Origin of the sequence: Paenibacillus sp. HGH0039 (genome assembly GCF_000411255.1) — a bacterium.
Lineage (GTDB): Bacteria > Bacillota > Bacilli > Paenibacillales > NBRC-103111 > Paenibacillus_F.
The window spans coordinates 1,808,473-1,828,906 of the sequence record NZ_KE150412.1 but is presented as its reverse complement, the minus strand read 5'-3'; the positions used below and the strand labels follow the sequence as shown (position 1 = coordinate 1,828,906).

Genomic DNA, 20,434 nt, shown 5'->3' with positions numbered 1-20,434 from the left:
ATATGCCGTTGTAGCTCAATTGGTAGAGCAACTGACTTGTAATCAGTAGGTTGGGGGTTCAAGTCCTCTCGACGGCACCATTCCTGGAGGCTTAGCGAAGTGGCCAAACGCAGCAGACTGTAAATCTGTTCTCTTACGAGTTCGGTGGTTCGAATCCATCAGCCTCCACCAGTTTTAGGGGCATAGTTTAAAGGTAGAACAGCGGTCTCCAAAACCGTTAGTGTGGGTTCAATTCCTGCTGCCCCTGCCAATTAGCTTTAAAACCTTATATGGCGGTCGTGGCGAAGTGGTTAACGCATCGGTTTGTGGATCCGACATTCGGGGGTTCAATTCCCCTCGTCCGCCCCACTTAATACTCACTGACAATTGCAAGATGTTGGGGGTTAGCCAAGCGGTAAGGCAACGGACTTTGACTCCGTCATGCATAGGTTCAAATCCTATACCCCCAGTATGATATGCGGAAGTGGCTCAGCGGTAGAGCATCGCCTTGCCAAGGCGAGGGTCGCGGGTTCGATTCCCGTCTTCCGCTCCATAATAATAAGGCGCCATAGCCAAGTGGTAAGGCAGAGCTCTGCAAAAGCTTTACCCCCAGTTCGAGTCTGGGTGGCGCCTCCACCATTCTTTGCCGGAGTGGCGGAATCGGCAGACGCACAGGACTTAAAATCCTGCGGTAGGTGACTACCGTACCAGTTCAAGTCTGGTCTTCGGCACCAAAAGTGCTAAATAAATTTGTGCCCTTAGCTCAGCTGGATAGAGCGTTTGACTACGAATCAAAAGGTCAGGAGTTCGAATCTCTTAGGGCACGCCATACAAGCCGGTGTGGCGGAATGGCAGACGCGACGGACTCAAAATCCGTTTCTCGCAAGGGAGTGGGGGTTCAAGTCCCTTCACCGGCATCCTAAAAGCCTGGTTCCAGTTTTACTGGAGTCGGGCTTTTTCCTTTCATATATAGAATTTATGTAAAGTGTTAAATACAGAAAGAAAAGACAGAGGGCTTTTGTACAGTCATGTACAGTAGGCTCCCTGTCTTTCTTTGTTGTTAAGAATGAAGATGGCTTAAGTAATCTGTAATCGCTTTGTTTACTTGATCCGGATGTTCCCGAACGGTAAGATGAGCGGAATTTTTAATTTCGGTATAGGTTGCATTCGGAATGGAATCGGCCATTTTTTTCATGATCGCCGGGGGTGTGATTGCATCCTTTTCACCACCGATGACAAGAGTAGGGGCTTGTATGGTAGGCAAAAGCTCCGTAGAATCTTTCCTGAAAGCCATAGCTAGAGATGCGTGGACAAGTCCCAATGGATTCATTCCGTCAATCTGATCTTGTAATTCGCCGGCTAGTCCGGAGCCTTCTACTTCGGATAGAAGTTTAGGGATCATGGCTTTTGATGCTGCTTGGGGACCCTGTTCAAGAAGGGAAGCCGCCATTTTCATCCGGTTGATTTGTCCTTCCAGAGGGTCGGCATCCGGGCGTGTATTCGCCAGTATAAGTCCATTGAACCGATCCGGTGCTTTTCGAAGGAGATTAAACGCTACATACCCGCCCATGGAGAAACCGGCAAGAACCGCTTTTTCCACTTGAAGTTGATCCAAAAGCAGCAGAAGTTCATCTGCCATATGATCCAGCGTAATCAGGTCCTTGTGAGGCTCTGATTGGCCAAATCCTCTAAGGTCGGGAGCAATGACCCTGTAGTTCGATTCTAACGCCGCAATCTGTTCCTGCCACATCCGGTGGTCCAGAGGGAAGCCATGAAGAAGTAGGACGGCCGGACCGCTTCCCCGTTCTTCGTAAAAAGTTTTCAAGCCATGGATAGTTGTAAACATAACGCATCTCTCCTTAATTAGTAGAATTCTTTATATGTATGAAAAAAATGCTGATGCACGCAAGTTGGAAGTGTTAAGCAGCTGTTCTAAGTATTGATACTCCTTAAATACAAAAAAGTTTGTTTTAAACAAGGCACATCATTCAGCAGGTGGTACGGACTTGACTTCAGAATGGCCAGCACATGCAAACAGCTTCCTGACAAAAGTTGAGGCCTAATTGCAAGGAATGAGCAGTTGTTTGTATGACAGGCGTCTTGGGTTTCTTGTCGGATAAGTGATCCCTAAGGTAAGGAAATGTCTTATTACTATCTTGCTCTTTAATTTCCTCTTTAGTCACCCTTGAGGATAACGACAAATGCTTAGAAGATTTAGCAGCTAAATTTTAAGCCGCAGAGAGCCTCGGAATGTCTCGAAATTTCTAGTGCATGGAATGTCTTCCGGCGAAGTAATCATACCAAAGAGAAAAAATGGTTCAGTTTTAGTGTTTTAAAAAAAGACTCTGAAGAGTCTTATAATCGGAAAGGTTATATATTATTCTCATCGTCCAGCTTAGTATGGAAGGCAGGAGAGCTAAAAGGGATCTCCCCCTAACTGACTTTGTCATATCCCTAAATTATTTCCCCGGAAATTTTTGACATAATACCGAGTAATTTAAGAAAATCACGCGAATCATGCAAAAACACCCATCTAAAACATTACCCGTTTAACGATTGAATGAAACTCCTCGACAAGATAGTTTAAAATAAATTTTCTTCATTGTTTTTTAGCCAGGAAGAGCACACGTATAGGTAATAGAAAAGACTTGGTAAGAGAGATAACACCTTATGCACCATTAAAGCAAGAGCGGTTGTGGGCCAGTGATGACGGCTGGAATAAGGATAACAAGCCATGTATACGACTTGTTCCGACTTGCTTATAGGCTTCGGCAATGTTTGTGGAAATTTGGGGAGGGGTAATAAAGAGGATAGCGAATAATGTTTAAGACAGATTCGATAATAAACAAGTGTGCTTATAGGAGGAGGATTATCCATGAAACTGCTTACTTTTCTAGGTGAACATGGACCGAGGCTAGGCATCAGGCTGGAACAAGGTGTTCTGGACGTGGCCGAAGCATTAAAAAATATGAAGGGTTACGAGGAAGGCAGTGTGCCTACCCATATGGATCAAGTTATCAAGGGGGGGCCGGAGGCGATTCAGTCTCTGCAAAAACTTATCGATGATCTTCCGGGCACTTCCGAAAATGAGCCTTATTTGTTAGAAGAGTCTCCCTTAGTGTTCGCGCCCTGCGTAACGGAGCCTGGTAAAATCATTTGTGTCGGTTTGAATTATCAGAAGCATGCGGAAGAGACAAAATCTCCGATCCCGGAGCACCCCGTGTTGTTTAATAAATTCAATAATGCTCTGACCGGGCATAAATGCGATGTTTCCCTACCTAATGTAACTTCCGAGTTGGATTACGAAGCTGAGCTGGTGATCGTCATCGGTCAAAAAGCGAAAGATGTGTCGAAGGAAGAGGCAGCGCAATATATCTTCGGCTACACCTGCGGAAACGACTTGTCTGCGCGAGATTTACAGAGAAGGACCAACCAGTGGCTGCTGGGTAAATCTTGCGATGGCTTTCTTCCGTTAGGCCCGTACATCGTCACAGGAGATGAGATCGGGAACCCGAACGAGCTGAAGATCCGCTCTCTCGTCAATGGAGAGCAGCGTCAAAGCTCGACGACAGCGGATATGATTTTCAAGGTGGAGGAACTGGTCAGTTACATTTCCCGCCATATGACGCTTTTGCCTGGTGATATCATCCTTACCGGGACGCCTGAAGGGGTAACAATAGGCTATCCGCGGGAAAAGCGTGTCTATCTGAAGGATGGGGATCAACTGAGTGTCGAAATTGAAAAGATCGGCACTTTGTCTAATAAAGTAGTCGCGGAAGCTAAAGTCGAAGAAGGCAAACCGGTGGGTCGTACGCTGGGTGTCTAAACACTTGTCATTAATGATGGAGAAATTGTTAAGAAAATTTAATGAAATTAAACGGTGCAATTTGGCAAATCGTTTAAAGTTATAAAAGGAGCTTTTCATTTATTTGAAAAGCTTCTTTTTTTATAACTAAAAAAAGCTTATATAATAGAGCTTTCTTCCACATTTTTACTTCCTTCGGACGACTTTTTCCTTTTAAGGGGGCAGCATTACATTTTCCTAAAACTTCTTTAACAATTTATTGCTATCCTTTAGTTACCGGAACGTTGGTCACAACGAATACGACAAATGAACGGGGATGATGTGTGTATGGCGAAAAAATCTTGGTCGACACAGGAGATGGAAAGACTCTGTATGCTTTCCAAAGAATGCCCTCCATCGGTAATTGCCAAGGAACTTGCCCGCCCGGTTACCTCCGTACGGAAGAAGCTGCGTGAGATCGGCGTCACGTATGTAAAGGGAGACGAGTGGAAGCGGAAACAGGTTCAAATGCTGATCTCTGACGAAGCACGCGGAGAACTTCCACGCCGAAACAAGCAAGAGTTGACCGAGGAAGCACAAGTCTTGAATGAGTTTTGGACAACGCTGCTGTCCATGGCCAGCGTAGCCAAGAAAAAAGGAAAAAGAGTGGACGTTTTGTCCTTTATAGATACGTACCGTAAAATTAAGCTAGGCGGTTGAATAAGCATCTCTTGCGGAACCTTTTGAGGTTTTGCAGGAGATTTTTTTATGGCGAGAAGACTTCCTCCTTCATTTTTTGGTATAGTGGATAAAAAAAGAGGGGAGAGGAGTGTCCCGTGGCGCCTCAGATCGTTTCCATAAACGTAGGAAAACCGAAGAAAATCGTGTATCAGGGAAAAGAAGTGGAAACAGGTATTTACAAAGAGCCGGTTCATCAGCCCTTGTTTTTGTCGACAACACAGCTTGAGGGAGACGGCCAAGCGGATCTGAAAGTCCATGGAGGCCCCGACAAAGCGCTTTGCGTTTACAGTGCGGACCATTATGATTACTGGGAAAAGGAACTGGGGCAACCTCTTTCTTTCGGAGCATTCGGAGAAAATATCACGGTAAGCGGTCTTAAAGAAGAAGAGATATGTATCGGGGATATTTATGAGCTGGGAGAAGCCTTGGTTCAGGTTTCGCAGCCGAGACGTCCTTGTTTTAAGCTTAGTGTCCGTTATTCGGATGTAAAACTCCCCGTAAAGCTGCAGGATACGGGCTATACCGGCTTTTACTTCCGTGTGCTGAAAGAAGGCATTATTCCCGAGAACCCTGTCTTTAGACTGGTGACGAAACATGCTCAGGGTTTAACGGTTGAGTTTGTAAATACATGCAAATATCACGATAAGAACAATATTCCTAATATCCGGATAATTTTGGCGAACGAAGCGCTCGCGGAAAGCTGGAGAGGATCTTTTGAGAAAAAGCTTGCTGAAGCGGACGATTTGGCGGATCCTACGCAAAGCGGCGGGGTGAAGGAATGACATCTTCCGGTGTATTAAAAGATAAATTTAACCGCATTCATGATTACTTGCGCATCTCGGTTACCGACCGCTGCAATTTGCGCTGTGTCTACTGCATGCCGGAAGAAGGGATGACCTTCGAACCGGATGAACGTCTGCTGAATTATGACGAGATTACGGAAGTTGTCCGGGTATTGGCGGGGATGGGAGTGCGCAAACTGAGGATTACGGGCGGCGAGCCGCTTGTCCGAAGAGATTTGTATGTGCTGATCCGGCAGTTGGCGGCTGTCCCGGGTATCGAAGATATCGCTTTGACGACGAATGCCGTTTTTTTCGCCCAGCAGGCCGAGCGGTTAAGAGAAGCCGGACTGACGCGAATTAATATCAGTCTCGATTCTCTTCGCCCGGACCGTTTTAAGCTTATTACAAGGGGCGGAGACGTTACCCGTGTGATGGCGGGAATAGAGGCTGCCCAGCGGGTCGGGCTGTATCCCGTAAAGCTGAATGTCGTACTTATGCAGGGACTGAACGACGACGAAATCGACGATTTCCTGCAAATGACGGTCGATAAGGACATACAGGTGCGTTTTATCGAATATATGCCGATAGGTCATCAGGATGATACCTGGAAACTCCGGTATGTTCCTCTTTCGTCCGTGTTGGACAGGTGTTCCGAACGCGGGTGGAAAGTGGAAGAGATACAGTCCGTAAAAGGGAACGGTCCTTCTCAAAATTACCGGATCGCGGGAGGTAAAGGGTCATTCGGCCTCATACATCCGGTGAGCGACCATTTCTGCGCTTCCTGCAACCGGCTGCGGCTGACGGCGGACGGTAACATCAAGCCGTGCTTGTACTGGTCCCACGAGTTTAACGTGAGGCCGCTGATCGGGGATGACCGGGCGATCAGGGAGTTATTTTATAAAGCATTGGATGTAAAGCCCGAAAGCCATGAAATGGCGAAAGCGCTCCAGGGGGACGAACCGTCCCATCTGCCAACCGTGAGACGTATGTCTCAAATCGGGGGCTAAAGCCGGGGACGCGCCGCGTTATTGTTTAGCTTTAGAAGGAGGTCAACCTATGAGTGAAATCAGAAGACTGCGACGGGAAGAACTCCGGGACAGCTTGGATTTGTCGATGTATGCTTTTCAATACGAGCTGCAGGAGGAAGAGCTTGTCGAAAGACTCGCAACCATGAATCCCGAGGAAACCTGGGGATATTTTATCGTTGGGAAACTGGCCTCGAAATTAACCCTCCTGGATTTTACAACCTGGATAAACGGGAAAAAGCTGAAAATGGGCGGGATCGCCGGCGTTGCAAGCTGGCCGGAGAATCGCAGGCAGGGAATGGTGGGACAGCTGCTGTCGAAAGCGCTGGAAGTGATGAAAGAGAACGGGCAGACCCTTTCGTATCTCCATCCGTTTTCATTCGCGTTTTACCGGAAGTACGGTTGGGAGCTGGCCATGACGTTCAAAAAAATCGAACTTCAAACCGCGCAGCTTCCCAAGCTAGGCGCTGCGGAAGGGCGAATCATACGGACGGCTCCCAGTGCAGCCTCGCTTAATCCGATCTATGATGTGTACGCGGCCCAATTCAACGGACCGATTACGCGTTCCGAGGAATGGTGGGAAACCCGTCTCCTTAAAAAGAAAGGGCACATGGCGGTGTATCTGAATGCGGCCGGGGAGCCCAGAGGATATGTGCATTATTGGATCGAAAACCATGAGTGCAAGATCCATCAGCTGGTTTATCTCGATCAGGATGCGAAGCGGGGGTTGTGGAAGTTTGTCGGCGATCACGATTCCATGTTCGACAAGCTCATTATGCAGGCCCCTCCAGACGAGGACTTGGCCTTTGAGATGGATGACCCGCGGATTAAACAGGAGTTGGTTTCGTATTTCTCGGCCCGGATTGTCGATGTGGAGGGACTCCTGGGCCAACTGCAGCTGCGGCATACGGGGCTGCCGCAGGAGGCGTCTCTCCGCCTGCACGTAACGGACGGGCAGGCGCCGTGGAATCACGGCACGTTCGAGCTTAGGCTGAACGCGCCGGAAGGCTCCGCGGTCGTTGTGAAGACCGCGGATGAGCCTCTCGGCGGCAGCGGAGCCGCAGCGGACGGATTAGCGTGCGACATCCGCACACTGTCCGTCCTGCTGCTCGGCGCCAAGAGCGTCGGCGAGCTGCACCGGATCGGTCGTCTGCAAGGCGACGAACGATCGGTAGAGCTGCTTGCGGCGGTCCTGCCGCGCCGCACCTGCTACCTGCCGGACTTTTTCTAGTCCGGCAGAAGAAAAGCCGTACAACCCGGGATTTCGGGGCTGTACGGCTTTTTGGCGCGGGGCTAACCGTGCGCCCCGCGAGGGCCATTCGACAAACCGCCGGTTGGCGGGGATTGTCGAAGAACGTGCCTATGAACGCTCAATGAGCAGATCTGATTCGCTGTTCACCCGGCAAAAGCCATTCGACATCCGCAAGTCGGCGCGGGGGTTAGCTTATGAACGCTCAATAAGCAGATGAATGTCCCGGGTCAATCCGGCTTCGTCCGTTAAGCGAGCTTCATACCTTTGCTGGAGCGCATGCAGCAACTGCCGGAGCCGGTCGATATTTTCGGATACCGCATCTTTGAGATCGGAGATACGGCCCTGGACAATCCAGTCGAAAATAAAACCGTCCATAAAATAGTCGGCAAACCCCAGAAAACCGTTATAATCCAGGTTCATCTCGGCAGCGCCCCCGACGTCCTCCAGCTCGCGCTTGAAGCGGCTCATCAGACCCTGAGCGTACTCGATCTGTTCCATCGCTTCATTGGCTTTGCTGCGTTTGAGATGGGTGGCGATCACGCCTCCGCCGAACATATCGTAAGTTCCCCAACTTTTGGCCGACCTCAGCAGGTTTTCTGCTTCTTCGAGAGATTCGACGAGCTCGTATCCCGCCTGGAGCGCTTCATCCAGCTCTTTGCCCTCGGAGAGAGCCCGTCTTTTGGCTTCGTAGAGCCGATTCAACTGCTGGCGGAAATCTTCGCTCCGGCCGCGCAGCCATTCTTCCTTTTCCTGAAGCAGAGCCGCGGCTTCTTCCTCCCAGCCGAGCAGAGAGGAGCGGCGCTGTTCAAGTTCCGCTGTCATCCGGGCTAACTCTTCTTCCGCCAGCCTTGTTTCCTCCGCACGGATACGGGCTTGAATCGCTTCGGCTTCCTCTTTTTCCAGTTTTTCGACTTTCCTACCCAGAACGGTATAAAACAAATTGGTAAGAGACGCCTTCTCCAAACGCTCGACATCCCGCGTTTCACTCTTCAGAGCCTTCTCGGCTGCCGTTCGCTGCCCGCCGGCCTGCTTCAGCCGGACTTGAGCTTTTTCCAACTGCTTATTTACCGTTTGCAGCAGGCTTTCTTTTTTCAACACCTCGTCGTACCGGTATTTCCAGTCTTCCCTCATTCTTATCCCGCCTTCTCCAACCGATTTTGCTTCTTTCCCTTCCATACGTTCGGCGGAAAATAGGGTTGCGTTTGGACGCTTTTAACGGTTCGAAAAGATGAAGGCTCAACCGGAAATACGGCGTTTTCTGTTTACCCGGAGGCGGGAACGGGCTTCAAATAACGGAGCAGCCGTTCTTTTTCAAGGAAGGGCTTGACCTGGACGGAGGTTTTAAACAGAAACGGCTTTCCCGTCGTAGAGAAGACGAGGAGCAAAGGCTCGTTTAAACGCGACGGATCGAGAAACAGGAACAGTTCATTGGAGCTGCCCTGCATCCAGCGGTTATTTACGGCAAGGGGGGGATCCAGCGGAAGTTTCAGGACGACACCCTGCACATTGTCGATTTTCGTCTGAACGGCAATGTCTTTAATGCTGGCCAGCCAGCGGGAAGCTTCGAGGCGAATTTCGTCCGTGACGACAAGAGTTTCAACTACCTTTTGTTTGTCTACATCGTAAAGCTGTGCGCGAATTTCCCGGGAAAAGGCTCCGGAAGACGGGGGGACGGCATGCGACGGCGTGGCCTGAAGCCTGGCTGTCCAAGGGCCGTGGGGAAGGATGATGCCGGATGATTCGGCTCCGGACGTGTCAAAAGAGGACAAGCCGGTTCCGGGCGCTTGTGCGGAAATGGCGGATGCAGGAACGAAACCGGCTGCGGCCGTGCATAATAGGGCGATCAGAGCGGTACGCGCTCCAGCGTTTAGTTTAGTCATGGGAGTATCTCCTTGTGCCGTTGTGTGGTTGGACTTATTTTCTTATAAAGGCCCGTGAATTATTCCTTGCCGGAAGCGGAAAAACGCCTTCCCCGACCTTGGTCCAGGGGATTAGACCGCCAATAGGCGGTGTCGGATGCGCAGCGGATTCGCTACAATAAAAGCATCATTTCTTATCTTGGAGAGGATAGGCGATTGTGATATGCTATGTAAGGATTCGCGGCTCTAAATGACGGTACGGAACGGCAAGAGTCAGGCGATACGACGGACGGAAAAGATTTCAGGCAGACTGCAGCCCGCAAAGGAGGTGCCCCATGGAACAACAAATGAAAAATAACCGCCACCGGAACACGGCTATGCTGTTGATCGCACTGGGGATTTTCCTCATTCTGGAACGGTGGGTCGGTATATTTGTGGTGATTGCCCTGCTGCTGATGTTTTTCGGCTTCTATAAAGTCCGGTATGAGAACGAGAAGAAAGGCGTTGCCTTTATGGGGGTCGGAGCCGTCATTCTGCTGGGCAACAATTTCTCGCTGGTGCTGGCGGTTATCTTGATCTCGCTCGGAATTTTCTATATTAAGTCCAAAAAGGTACAGCCGGGAGACGATTTTATCCAGAAGCAGACCCTGATCGACAGCATCCGTCCCGGCAAAGAGCCCTGGGTGCTTAAAGACAGCAGCATCTGGTTCATTATCGGAGAAGCTCACTTGGACCTGTCTTACGCGATTCTGGAGAAAAAAGAAACGACGCTCGTTCTGCAGGGGATTATCGGAGATGTGCGGCTGATTGTGCCCGAAGAAATAGGCGTATCTATCGAAGCTTCGGTTACGATCGGACAGATCAGTTCGCCTCTGGAAAAAGAATCCGGAGTTATCAATAAGCTTAATTGGATATCTCCTAATTACGAGACGAGAGAACATCAGGTGAAACTAATCGTCTCTTATATCGTAGGGGATATAGACGTTCGCATGCTTTAGAACGAAACCGTCTACTGACAAGAGAGGAGAATGGTGCCGTGGACAGCTACAAAAAAAGACTGACCAATATGATCTGGCGAAGCATGGCGGAATCCATTGTTCTTTGTCTGGCGGTGCTTACTTTCATCGTCTATGTGCTTTATACCGCTAAATTTATAACACCGCCCGAGACGTGGGCCCAAGGGATCAAAATCGGTGCCATGCTCGTCGGCGGCTCGATCATTCTGGGTGCGGCTTACGGGTATTGGAGCAGTAACCGCACGACGCGGCGGCTGGAGCTGCTGATGGAAACGATGCAGATGCTGGAGATCGGCAGCATTTCCCGCTCTACCCTGCCTCCGCTGGGCGAGGATGAGATCGGGCGTTTGGGCGAACAGCTTGGCCGCATCCTGAAAAAGTGGGAGGAGCAGGTCGCTTCTCTCCAGCGTTTGTCGAACAATAACGCCCAGCTTGCGGAGAAGGCACGGGTTTCCGCCATCATTGAGGAGCGGCAGCGTCTGGCGCGGGAACTGCATGATGCGGTCAGCCAGCAGCTGTTCGCGATCTCGATGACGGCTACGGCGGCGCTCCGCACGCTGGACAAGGACTTCGAGAAAGCCCAGCGGCAGATTCACCTCATTGAGGAAATGTCCTCCGTGGCCCAATCCGAAATGAGGGCGCTGCTGCTTCACCTGCGTCCGGTTCACCTGGAAGGCAAACAGCTTTCCGAAGGGCTGATCCGGCTGCTGCAGGAATTGAAAGCGAAAGTTCCCATGGACATTATATGGGAAGTGGACGATGAAATTGCCCTGTCCAAAGGAATCGAGGATCATCTGTTCCGGATTGTCCAGGAAGCCATGTCGAATGCCCTGCGGCATTCGAAAGCGACCAGGCTGGAGCTACGGATGCAGCAAAAATCGGGCTGGGTCCGCCTGCTTATCCGCGATAACGGGGTAGGGTTCGATCTGGACGAGGAAAAACAGACATCTTACGGTTTATCCACGATGCGGGAGCGGGTGAACGAGGTCGGAGGATCTCTTCAACTGGTTACGGCTCCGGGAAGCGGAACCCGTATCGAAATCCGGGTACCGATAATGACGGAAGGAGAGGAAGCATAGTGGACATGGTTAAAGTGCTGCTGGTGGACGACCACGAGATGGTCCGGATCGGGCTGGCGGCTGTTCTTGGTACGGAAGAGGGAATCGAGGTGGTCGGCGAAGCCAGCAACGGGGAAGACGGGATTCGCCTGGCACAGGAATACAAACCGGACGTCGTGCTGATGGACCTGGTCATGGAGGGCATGGACGGCATAGAAACGACGCGCAAGCTGCTCCAGCTTTACCCGGACTGCAAAGTTATCGTGTTAACGAGCTTTCTCGATGACGAGAAGATGTATCCGGTTCTGGAAGCGGGAGCGTTCAGCTACCTGCTCAAAACTTCCCGCGCCACGGAAATCGCACAGGCTATCCGCGCGGCTGCGAAAGGGCAATCCATTCTGGAGTCGCAGGTAGCGTCGAAGCTGATGAACCGGTTCCGGCAGCCGAAGCCCGCCGCCGCTCCTCATGAAGATTTGACCGAGCGCGAAATGGAAGTGCTCCGGCTCATTGCCGCGGGCAAATCGAATCAGGAAGTGGCCGATGATTTATTCATCGGAATTAAAACCGTTAAATTCCATGTAACGAATGTCTTGGCCAAGCTGGGCGTGGAAGACCGCACCCAAGCGGCCATTTATGCGTTCAAGCATGGTCTGGCGGAATAAAGCGCAACCTAAAAAGCCCGTACCGCGGAATGGCGGTGCGGGCTTCCCTTTATACAGCGGATTCGAGGGCAATCGGCTTCCGGACGAACGGGCGGTAGGCTTGCAGAGCTTTATTAAGCTTCATCTGCTGCATAGCTGCGTGCGTCTGAACAAGCGATTCCTCCGCTTCCTCAGATTGCTCCGCCGGACGGGAATGGTCATCATCTTTGGGCCGTTTCCACTCGTTTGTTTCTCCCAGCCTGCGAAGCATTGCGGGCATACCGGATTGCCGCTGGGCATCTTTACCGGAAGCGGAGTCCCGCTGCTCAGCAGGGAGCCCGCTCGTTTGGCCTTGCTCCGCCGGGCCTGCCTTGCCGCTCCGATCCTGCCGGGTATAGAGCATCTCGGGAAAGGGTCCGCGCGGGCTAACAGGGCCCAGCCCGTTCATACGGCGGATGGCCTGAATCCGAAATAAATGGGAATGACTGCGGTACGTCTCATTCACGTACTGGGGTGTAACTATATACATAACCGTCCGCCACCTTTCATGAACGTGCTTTTAAGAATTCCTTCTTTTTTCGATTTCCATATAGTTACAATCATATTACCACGTTTTTATCGTTTTGAAAGCATGAAGTTAGACAACTTTATAAAATTTTTTTATCGCCTAACGATGGAACTACGAACGGTGAGCGCCGATAACAGGAGTAAGGACAGGAAGACGGTTTGACGCTTCTCTTCCGGCGACTTACAATGAAGGCATATAAGATAGGGAAAAATAAAGGGGATTTGACAGTGAACGGGTCAACGATATTGGTCATCATCGGCTTTCTTGTCCTATGCGTGGTCTTTATGTGGGGCATGTCCAAAAAGTATAAGAAATAAAAGGTAAAATCTTGGAGGATAAACACCTGTTTACGGAGCAAAGCCTGCCATTTCGCATACGATGCAGTATCTGCAAACCATGTGGAGGCGATGTTTCTTGATCCGCAAACGAATTCCGGCCAAGGATGACAGGTTACTGGTGCGTCTGACTGAAAAGGAGCTTTTGCCCTACACAAGAATGACTGTGCCGGAGGCGGACGTTAACCTTTCGGAAATGAAGAAGAGATTCAAGCTGGGAGAAACCTTCGTGGCTGACGAAGGGGCGCAAGCCGCCGGTTTTGTCAGCGTTCAGGTGTCGGATGACAGCTTGTTTGTCGATATGCTGGCGGTCGATTCGCGCTTTCAAGGACGGGGGCTGGGGACTTCGTTGATGGAGCACGCCGAAAGATACGGCCGTAAATTGAAATGCAGGGCTTCGCGGCTGTATGTGGATTCGGTAAATGAGAAGGCCATTTCCTTCTATCTGTCGAAAGGATACAGCGTCAAAAGCTATGTGCCCCAGCTTCGTCTTCATTTAATGGAAAAAGAGCTTTAAAAAAATGTTCTCCGCTCCGGCAAAAGAATAAACCAGGAATGTGTCCATTCCTGGTTTTGGGGGATAGTAAAGTGAATGGCCCGCTTTCTATTGAAGTACAATGATAGCGGCAATAAAATTTCGGTCCAGCACGATGGGGGTATACCCCGCCGGACGGGCTATGACGGGCTGACTTTCTTCGGCAGCAAGTCTGACCGATTTTTTGCCGCCTTTCTTGGCCACTTTTAATTTTTTGGTTGTTTTGGGAGAAAGATTTTTTACACCTGGTTCTTCGTTTAGAATCAGATTTCTTTGATCGAGCCGGCTAAGTATACCGAAAATTTCCGCGCCGTCTCTTAAGTAAACGAGAACGGGTCTGCCGATATGGGGCCGGATTTGCTCACTCTTTGCAGGATCGATTCGCTGCACCGCGCTGCACCTCCATGGGGAGAATTCTGATAACAGCCTATGGCGGGGAGGCGGAAACGGATTGGACAGATGCCCGGTTTGTGAAAAAAAGTTGAATCCCTTATGCAATTTCGGTATGCTTATTCTAATCTAAAACCACAGAGAAAGAATGATGCGACGATGAATGGTGCTGTTTTTCTGATTTTCGGAGCTACAGGAGATTTGGCCAAGAGAAAATTGTTTCCCGCCTTTTACAGCTTATACCGTGAAGGCAAGCTGAATGAACATTTCGCCGTAATCGGACTTGCGCGCCGTTCCAGGACGAACGAGCAGTTCCGTGAAGATTTGCGTGATTCCATTAACGAATTCGCCCGTCATCATGTGCAGGACGACGAGGACTGGGCTAAATTTGCGGAACATTTCGAATATTTGCCGCTCGACATTAACAATGTGGACGGGTTCCGCCAATTGAACACGCTGACGCAGCAACTGGACGTCAAATTCCAGACCAACGGCAACCGTCTGTTCTATCTGGCGCTTGCTCCCGAGCTGTTCGGCAACGTGTCTTATAATCTCCGCGAAGGCGGTCTGCTTGAAACCACCGGTTGGCATCGTCTCGTGATCGAGAAGCCGTTCGGCTACGATTTGGAGTCGGCAGGCAAGCTGAACCAGCAGCTCCGTCAAGTTTTCGAGGAGAAAGATATTTACCGCATTGACCATTACCTGGGTAAAGAAATGGTCCAAAACATTGAAGTGGTCCGTTTTGCGAACGCCTTTTTCGAGCCGCTGTGGAATAACAAGTACATAGCCAACATTCAGATCACGCTGGGCGAAACCGTCGGCGTCGAAGACCGCGGCGGTTATTACGACCATTCGGGGGCTCTGCGCGATATGGCGCAGAACCATATGCTCCAGATGCTTGCCATGATGGCCATGGAGCCGCCGAGCCGTCTTCATCCGGAAGATATCCGGGATGAGAAGGTGAAGGTGCTGCGTTCCCTGCGTCCTTTCGAGTCCGCCGAAGAGGTCAATAAGAATGTCGTGCGCGGCCAGTATACGGCCGGACAGCTGAACGGCAAGGAAATGCCGGCTTACCGCAGCGAAGAGAGCGTCAATCCCGAATCGAACACGGAAACGTATTTGGCGGCACGTGTTTTTGTGGACAACTTCCGCTGGGCGGGAGTTCCGTTCTACATCCGTACCGGCAAGCGTCTGCCCGTGAAATCCACGGAGGTTGTCGTGGAGTTCAAGAACGTGCCGGACAACGTTTACCTGGCTAACAAGCATGACTTGCAGCCGAACCTGCTCGTATTCCGCGTGAACCCGATGGAAGGCATTTATCTGCAAATGAATGCCAAAAAACCGGGCGCCGAGGGAGTCATTATCCCGATCGCGATGGATTTCTGCCAAAGCTGCCAGGTGGGGCTTAACACGCCGGAAGCATACGAGCGTCTGATCTTCGACGCTATGCGCGGAGATTCCACCTACTTCACTCGCTGGGACGAAGTGGCGCACGCGTGGCAGTACGTGGACGCCATCGCTCAGGCGTGGAGAGAAAACGGCGGAGACCTTGCCCATTATCCGGCAGGCTCCTGGGGCCCGGACGCAGCCAACGAGCTGCTCGCCGCGGACGGCTTCAAGTGGTGGCCGGTGAACGGCCAGCATGAAGGTGAAGTTATTTGGGCGAGCCAGTCCTAAACCGGCCGTTCCGGTTTCACAAACAAGAGATTGACGGGAGCACCCTGCGGCTTAGGCTGACGGGTGCTCCTTTTGCTGGCCGCATAGTTGAATGAGAAAAAAATGCGGGTCCATATTAGGGGAACACCGGGAGGTAAGCATGTACCGCATTCTGATTGTCGAGGACGATGATAAAATCGCCCACATTTTGAAAGACACTTTAACCAAGTATGGATATGAGGTTTTCCGCGCGGTGCGGTTTCATGATATTAAGGGAGAGGCCTCCGAACTGGAGCCGGACCTGATTCTGCTGGATATTAACCTTCCCCGCTACGACGGGTTCTACTGGTGCCGCCAAATCCGCACGTTCTCCAATGTGCCGATTATTTTCCTGTCGGCGCGGACGGGGGAGATGGACCAGGTGATGGCGATCGAAAACGGCGGCGACGATTATTTGACGAAGCCGTTTAATCTCGACGTCGTGCTGGCCAAGGTCAAAGGCTCGCTACGGCGCGCATACGGGGAATACGCCCAGGCCCAGCCGTCCAGAGACGAATGGGAGCTGAACGGCCTGAAGCTGGACCGGATGAAGAACAGTCTGGAATTCGCCGGGAAACGGATGGAATTGACGAAAAACGAGCTGCTGCTGTTCGACTGCCTGGCGCAGAAGGCCGGAAGTATTGCAAGCAGGGAGGAGCTGCTGGAGGCCCTTTGGGACGACGTCCATTTCGTCGATGACAACACGCTGACAGTGAATGTCACGCGGGTAAGGCGGAAGCTGGAAGAAATCGGCCTGCCGGGAATTATCGAAACGGTCCGGGGTCAGGGTTACCGTCTTCAGACGGAATGGGGGAACACCGGCGATGCATGACAAAGCCTGGACGTGGAAGCGATTTTTGTTCGACCGGCTTTTGTACACGGCGGCTTTCTTTTTCGCTATCCTGCTTATTCTGGTCGTGTTGTGGCTGGACCGTATGGAGGCGGGGCTGCCCGTTAAATCGGACAATCTGGTGTACTTGTTCCTGCTGGCCGGAGCCGTGTGGACGGCGGTACTGATTTATGATTATGTCCGGCAGGCCGGTTACGCAAGCGCGCTGAACAAGAGGCTCGGCGAATCCGCCCAAAGCTCGCTGGACCATGCTTTATTCCTGCCGCCCCGGACGCAGGAGCAGCAGGCGGTCAACGAGCTGCTGCAGAAGCAGCACCGGGCTTATTTGTCCACGCTGTCTTCTTATCGGGCGGCTCAGGAGCAGCATCTGCATTTTACGAACCAGTGGGTCCACCAGCTCAAAACACCGGTTTCCGTCATCGACCTGCTTATCCAGCAGTCGGAAGGAGCGCCGGGACCGCGGGACGGGATGAAAGAGCTTCTCTCGAGCATTCAGGAGGAGAACGAGAAGATCGCCTCGGGTCTCCAGATGATGCTCTACACGGCCAGGCTCGAAAAATTCGAGCTGGATGTCCATCCGCGGCGGATTGAGCTTACGGCCGTAGCCCGGCGGGTCGTGAACGACTATAAGAAAGCCTGTATCCGGGCGTCTATCTTTCCGAAGATCGAGTCGTCCGCCCCGGATATTTATGTGGAAACCGACGAGAAGTGGCTCTCGTTCGTGCTTCACCAGCTTATCGGCAATGCGATCAAGTACTCCCGGAAGCGGGAAGGGAACAAGCCGCTCCTTATCCGGATTGAAGAGCAATCCTACGGCATCCGCCTTTCCGTTCAAGACAGCGGGATCGGAATAGCTCCGGAAGATTTGCCGCGGGTCTTTGACGCTTTTTTTACGGGAGAGAACGGAAGAGGCGTCGTTACGGAGTCGACGGGGATGGGGCTGTATCTCGTCAAGCAGGTGATGTCCCGGCTGGGACACCGGGTTGACATACAATCCGAGCCCGGACAAGGAACGACGGTGAGCCTGATGTTTCAGAGCCAGGGTCTCCACCGGTTCGGAGAGCGGGATGGAGCGGGCGGAGAATAGCCCGGGTGACGAAAATGTAAGGTTGGGCCGCCGCATTGAAAGGCAAATCAATAGGTAGCTTCTCCTCAGAGGTCTATACTAGGAACATAGACACGATCAATGGAGGGATACCGAATGGCCGTTTTAAAAGCCGAGCAGGTAACGAAAATATACGGGACGAAAAGCAATTTGACCTATAAAGCATTGGAGAATATCGGCCTCGAGATCGGCGAAGGGGAATTCGTCGGTGTCATGGGGCCTTCGGGAAGCGGGAAAACGACGCTGCTGAACATACTGGCCACGATAGACAAACCGACTAGCGGCCATATCGAGATCAACGGAACGGACCCCGCGGCTTTATCGGGGAAACAGCTCGCCTTGTTCCGTCGGCGTGAACTGGGATTTATTTTCCAGGACTTCAATCTTCTCGACACCTTGTCGATCCGGGAAAATATAATTTTGCCGCTTGCCCTGGACAAAAAGCCGGTGGCGGAAATCGAGAGCCGGCTTAAGCCGTGCGCCGAGCTGCTCGGAATCACGGCGATCCTGGACAAACGGACTTACGAAGTGTCCGGCGGCCAGAAGCAGAGGGCGGCCATCGCCCGGGCCATCATCCATAGGCCGTCCATCCTGCTTGCGGACGAGCTGACGGGCAACCTGGATTCCAAAGCCGCCAAGGATGTGATGGAATCGCTGAAGGAGCTGAACGAACAGCTGGGCGCCACCATTATGATGGTAACGCACGATCCTTTTGCGGCGAGTTACTGCAAGCGAATTGTGTTCATCAAGGACGGGAAGCTGTTCTCCGAATTGAGACGGGGAGCGAACCGGCAGGCTTTTTTCCAGCAGATTCTCGATTCGTTAAGTGTGCTTGGGGGGAATTTCGATGAATTTTCGACAGCTCGCCCTTAAAAATATCCGCGGCAATTGGCACCAGTACGGCGCTTTTTTCTGGAGCAGCGTGTTCTCCGTTACGATTTTTTATATATATTCCGCGTTTATTCTGCATCCGGACGTCATAAACGGTTCGATGCCGGCGGCATCTAAGATCCGGGAAGTGATGATCGCCTGCGATTATATCATTATCATTTTCTCTTTCTTTTTTATCCTGTACTCGATGTCGGCCTTTTTCAAATCACGGAAAAAAGAATTCGGCCTGCTGACGCTGTTCGGCATGACCAAAGGACAGATCCGCTGGATGGTGCTGCTGGAGAATGTGATTATCTCCATTCTTGCCGTCGCCTGCGGCATCGGAATCGGCTCGCTGTTCAGCAAGCTGTTCTTTATGGGGCTGGCCCGGCTGCTTGACGTCGATTCCCCGATCCGGTTCGTCATTCCTTTAAAGGCGGTACTGCTCACGGTTATCGGGTTTCTGCTGCTGTTTCTGACCATTACCCTATTGACCCTTTATCAGGTGGGACGCGCGGAAATTATCGATCTGCTCCGGGCCTCCAAACAGCCGAAAAAGATGCCGGCTTTCTCGATCTGGCTCGTGGTCCTCTCGGCCGTCTGTCTGATCGGGGGGTACACGCTGGCTTATCAGATCACGGTTATGAATTTTATTCTTTATTTCCTGCCGGTCGTCTTTCTTACGGTGCTGGGAACGTATTTTTTGTTCACCCAGGGCAGTGTGTTTATTCTCCGGAGGCTTCAGCGCCGGACTTCGCTTTATTACAATCAGACGAACCTGATTACGATTTCGCAGCTGACGTTCAAGCTGAAAGATAATGCGCGGATGCTTTTTATGGTGTCTATCCTGTCGGCTGTCATTTTGTCCGCATCCGGTACGGTGTATGTGATCCTTAAAGATACCCGCAACCAGCTCATGGAACATTACCCTCAATCCATCGCCTTTGCGGAAAAAGGGCTGGACAGTCACCGCGTACTGGATCCGGATGTATTGAAAAACACCTTGAAACAAAACGGGGTGGAGCTGGATTATGAGGTGCGGATGGCGGGTATTCCGGTCCGGGTTCCCGTCGAACTGGGGGGCAGAGTCCGGGAGCAGCAGTTGTTCATCGTCTCGGAGGATGACTACAACACCCAGGCCAGACGGCTGAGCAAGCCGGAGCTGCGGGTGGAGCGGGGCCATGCGTCGTACATTTACCCGTATAAGGAGCAGCAGCGCAAGTCTTTCACCTCCGGCCAAAACCTGGAAGCGAAGCTGAAAACGGGAACCCGAACCTTTACGCTGGACGAACAAATTAACGGGTCCGTTTTTCCCACTCAGTTCGATATCTCGACTTTGCTCGTGACGGATGCTTCGGAGTTCAAGGAAATGATGGACTCCACCCCGAACGAGGACAAAAGCGTCTTATACGGCTACGAGATCAAAAATTGGGAGGAAGCCTCTCCGACCGTGCATCAGATCGAAAAAATGGTGCCCGAGCAGGAGAAGCAGAATTTCGGGACTCGTGTCAATCAGTACCTGGAAACGAAACAAATGATGTCGCTGATGCTATTCATCGGAATTTTCGTCAGTTTTCTTTTCTTTATCGCTTCGGGCAGCATGATATATTTTAAGCTGTTTACCGAAATCGAAGAGGACCAGGCCCAATTCCGGGCTCTCACCCGGATAGGGATCACGGATCAGGAAATCAGGCGGACGGTTTCCAAGCAGGTCGGGATGATCTTTTTTATCCCCCTTGTGGTCGGACTTGTCCATACGTCCTTTGCGATGAAGGCGCTCGGGAATATGCTGATCTCGAACATATGGCCTTACGCGGCGGTGGTGTTCGTTATTTTCGCTCTGATGCAGACGCTTTATTTCCTGGCCGCCAGACGTTCGTACATGAAGAGAATTTTAGCGCATTCGGTTCGTTAATTCAGGTTGTTAGGCTGTTAGATCAAAAGGCTTT

The 20,434-nt window shown here is 51.5% G+C and carries 19 protein-coding genes and 10 tRNA genes; 24 read left to right on the top strand and 5 right to left on the bottom strand.

The genetic code is table 11. From position 1 onward, the window contains the following. Window positions 1–4: 4 nt before the first annotated feature. The 10 genes from HMPREF1207_RS08085 (at window position 5) to HMPREF1207_RS08040 (ending at window position 896) form a co-directional block, all read left to right on the top strand. Window positions 5–80, top strand: a tRNA-Thr gene (locus tag HMPREF1207_RS08085). Between the two features lie 5 nt (window positions 81–85). Continuing rightward, window positions 86–171 (top strand) — tRNA-Tyr (locus HMPREF1207_RS08080). A 5-nt stretch (window positions 172–176) separates the two neighbouring features. Next, a tRNA-Trp gene (locus HMPREF1207_RS08075) sits at window positions 177–250 on the top strand. Between the two features lie 22 nt (window positions 251–272). After that, window positions 273–348 (top strand) — tRNA-His (locus tag HMPREF1207_RS08070). A gap of 29 nt (window positions 349–377) precedes the next feature. Beyond that, window positions 378–449 (top strand) — tRNA-Gln (locus HMPREF1207_RS08065). An 8-nt stretch (window positions 450–457) separates the two neighbouring features. Further along, a tRNA-Gly gene (locus HMPREF1207_RS08060) sits at window positions 458–532 on the top strand. A gap of 9 nt (window positions 533–541) precedes the next feature. Continuing rightward, window positions 542–615, top strand: a tRNA-Cys gene (locus tag HMPREF1207_RS08055). 9 nt (window positions 616–624) lie between these two features. After that, window positions 625–713: transfer RNA gene (locus tag HMPREF1207_RS08050), tRNA-Leu, on the top strand. 18 nt (window positions 714–731) lie between these two features. Beyond that, window positions 732–808: transfer RNA gene (locus tag HMPREF1207_RS08045), tRNA-Arg, on the top strand. A gap of 5 nt (window positions 809–813) precedes the next feature. Beyond that, window positions 814–896, top strand: a tRNA-Leu gene (locus tag HMPREF1207_RS08040). A 143-nt stretch (window positions 897–1,039) separates the two neighbouring features. Here the strand turns inward: HMPREF1207_RS08040 and HMPREF1207_RS08035 are convergent. Next, window positions 1,040–1,825, bottom strand: coding sequence for an alpha/beta fold hydrolase (locus HMPREF1207_RS08035; RefSeq protein WP_009673158.1), 786 nt, complete (start codon window positions 1,823–1,825; stop codon window positions 1,040–1,042). Between the two features lie 1,029 nt (window positions 1,826–2,854). Here HMPREF1207_RS08035 and HMPREF1207_RS08030 point away from each other — a divergent pair. The 5 genes from HMPREF1207_RS08030 (at window position 2,855) to HMPREF1207_RS08010 (ending at window position 7,542) form a co-directional block, all read left to right on the top strand. After that, window positions 2,855–3,805 carry a fumarylacetoacetate hydrolase family protein gene (locus HMPREF1207_RS08030; protein WP_009673144.1) on the top strand — a complete coding sequence of 317 codons (951 nt, stop codon included), beginning with the start codon at window positions 2,855–2,857 and terminating at the stop codon, window positions 3,803–3,805. A 306-nt stretch (window positions 3,806–4,111) separates the two neighbouring features. Next, the gene (locus HMPREF1207_RS08025) at window positions 4,112–4,483 is read left to right on the top strand and encodes a hypothetical protein (RefSeq protein WP_016423567.1); all 372 of its coding nucleotides are present in this window, start codon (window positions 4,112–4,114) and stop codon (window positions 4,481–4,483) included. 116 nt (window positions 4,484–4,599) lie between these two features. Continuing rightward, window positions 4,600–5,286, top strand: coding sequence for an MOSC domain-containing protein (locus tag HMPREF1207_RS08020; RefSeq protein ID WP_009673173.1), 687 nt, complete (start codon window positions 4,600–4,602; stop codon window positions 5,284–5,286). After that, window positions 5,283–6,293 carry a GTP 3',8-cyclase MoaA gene (gene moaA / locus HMPREF1207_RS08015; protein WP_009673146.1) on the top strand — a complete coding sequence of 337 codons (1,011 nt, stop codon included), beginning with the start codon at window positions 5,283–5,285 and terminating at the stop codon, window positions 6,291–6,293. The genes HMPREF1207_RS08020 and moaA overlap by 4 nt, the downstream gene beginning before the upstream one ends. Before the next feature lie 49 nt (window positions 6,294–6,342). After that, complete coding sequence (locus HMPREF1207_RS08010; protein ID WP_009673133.1) at window positions 6,343–7,542, top strand: GNAT family N-acetyltransferase; 1,200 nt, start codon at window positions 6,343–6,345, stop codon at window positions 7,540–7,542. 213 nt (window positions 7,543–7,755) lie between these two features. On the opposite strand, the gene HMPREF1207_RS08005 is transcribed toward HMPREF1207_RS08010, so the two are convergent. Together HMPREF1207_RS08005 and HMPREF1207_RS08000 are read right to left on the bottom strand one after the other, a co-directional pair. Further along, window positions 7,756–8,694 carry a hypothetical protein gene (locus HMPREF1207_RS08005; protein WP_009673139.1) on the bottom strand — a complete coding sequence of 313 codons (939 nt, stop codon included), beginning with the start codon at window positions 8,692–8,694 and terminating at the stop codon, window positions 7,756–7,758. Between the two features lie 131 nt (window positions 8,695–8,825). Beyond that, window positions 8,826–9,443: a hypothetical protein gene (locus HMPREF1207_RS08000; protein ID WP_009673112.1), complete on the bottom strand. Its 618-nt coding sequence runs from the start codon at window positions 9,441–9,443 to the stop codon at window positions 8,826–8,828. Between the two features lie 314 nt (window positions 9,444–9,757). Here HMPREF1207_RS08000 and liaF point away from each other — a divergent pair, with 314 nt between their 5' ends. From liaF to HMPREF1207_RS07985, 3 genes are read left to right on the top strand one after another with little or no spacing between them, the layout of a single operon-like run. Beyond that, entirely contained in the window at window positions 9,758–10,420 is a 663-nt protein-coding gene (gene liaF / locus HMPREF1207_RS07995) for a cell wall-active antibiotics response protein LiaF (RefSeq protein ID WP_009673084.1), read from the top strand. 38 nt (window positions 10,421–10,458) lie between these two features. Next, entirely contained in the window at window positions 10,459–11,517 is a 1,059-nt protein-coding gene (locus HMPREF1207_RS07990; protein ID WP_009673079.1) for a sensor histidine kinase, read from the top strand. 5 nt (window positions 11,518–11,522) lie between these two features. Then, window positions 11,523–12,158, top strand: coding sequence for a response regulator (locus HMPREF1207_RS07985; protein WP_036739861.1), 636 nt, complete (start codon window positions 11,523–11,525; stop codon window positions 12,156–12,158). Window positions 12,159–12,207: 49 nt separating this feature from the next. On the opposite strand, the gene HMPREF1207_RS07980 is transcribed toward HMPREF1207_RS07985, so the two are convergent. Continuing rightward, the gene (locus HMPREF1207_RS07980; RefSeq protein WP_016423566.1) at window positions 12,208–12,666 is read right to left on the bottom strand and encodes a hypothetical protein; all 459 of its coding nucleotides are present in this window, start codon (window positions 12,664–12,666) and stop codon (window positions 12,208–12,210) included. 453 nt (window positions 12,667–13,119) lie between these two features. Between HMPREF1207_RS07980 and HMPREF1207_RS07975 the strand changes: the two genes are divergently transcribed. Further along, a complete protein-coding gene (locus tag HMPREF1207_RS07975; protein WP_009673140.1) occupies window positions 13,120–13,557 on the top strand; it encodes a GNAT family N-acetyltransferase in 438 nt (145 codons plus the stop codon). An 87-nt stretch (window positions 13,558–13,644) separates the two neighbouring features. Here HMPREF1207_RS07975 and HMPREF1207_RS07970 read toward each other — a convergent pair whose 3' ends face one another. Continuing rightward, window positions 13,645–13,965 (bottom strand): hypothetical protein, encoded by a 321-nt coding sequence (locus HMPREF1207_RS07970; protein ID WP_009673171.1) that lies wholly within the window; start codon window positions 13,963–13,965, stop codon window positions 13,645–13,647. Between the two features lie 159 nt (window positions 13,966–14,124). Here HMPREF1207_RS07970 and zwf point away from each other — a divergent pair, with 159 nt between their 5' ends. The 5 genes from zwf to HMPREF1207_RS07945 all read left to right on the top strand — a co-directional run bounded on the left by zwf (window position 14,125) and on the right by HMPREF1207_RS07945 (window position 20,400). Further along, window positions 14,125–15,642: a glucose-6-phosphate dehydrogenase gene (zwf, locus tag HMPREF1207_RS07965; RefSeq protein ID WP_009673155.1), complete on the top strand. Its 1,518-nt coding sequence runs from the start codon at window positions 14,125–14,127 to the stop codon at window positions 15,640–15,642. Window positions 15,643–15,781: 139 nt separating this feature from the next. Continuing rightward, window positions 15,782–16,492 carry a response regulator transcription factor gene (locus HMPREF1207_RS07960; RefSeq protein WP_009673105.1) on the top strand — a complete coding sequence of 237 codons (711 nt, stop codon included), beginning with the start codon at window positions 15,782–15,784 and terminating at the stop codon, window positions 16,490–16,492. After that, window positions 16,485–17,597: a sensor histidine kinase gene (locus tag HMPREF1207_RS07955; protein ID WP_016423565.1), complete on the top strand. Its 1,113-nt coding sequence runs from the start codon at window positions 16,485–16,487 to the stop codon at window positions 17,595–17,597. Before HMPREF1207_RS07960 ends, HMPREF1207_RS07955 begins: the two co-directional genes overlap by 8 nt. Window positions 17,598–17,711: 114 nt before the next feature. Then, complete coding sequence (locus HMPREF1207_RS07950; RefSeq protein WP_009673076.1) at window positions 17,712–18,488, top strand: ABC transporter ATP-binding protein; 777 nt, start codon at window positions 17,712–17,714, stop codon at window positions 18,486–18,488. Next, the gene (locus HMPREF1207_RS07945) at window positions 18,463–20,400 is read left to right on the top strand and encodes an ABC transporter permease (protein ID WP_009673078.1); all 1,938 of its coding nucleotides are present in this window, start codon (window positions 18,463–18,465) and stop codon (window positions 20,398–20,400) included. The genes HMPREF1207_RS07950 and HMPREF1207_RS07945 overlap by 26 nt, the downstream gene beginning before the upstream one ends. The last annotated feature ends 34 nt before the right edge of the window (window positions 20,401–20,434 follow it).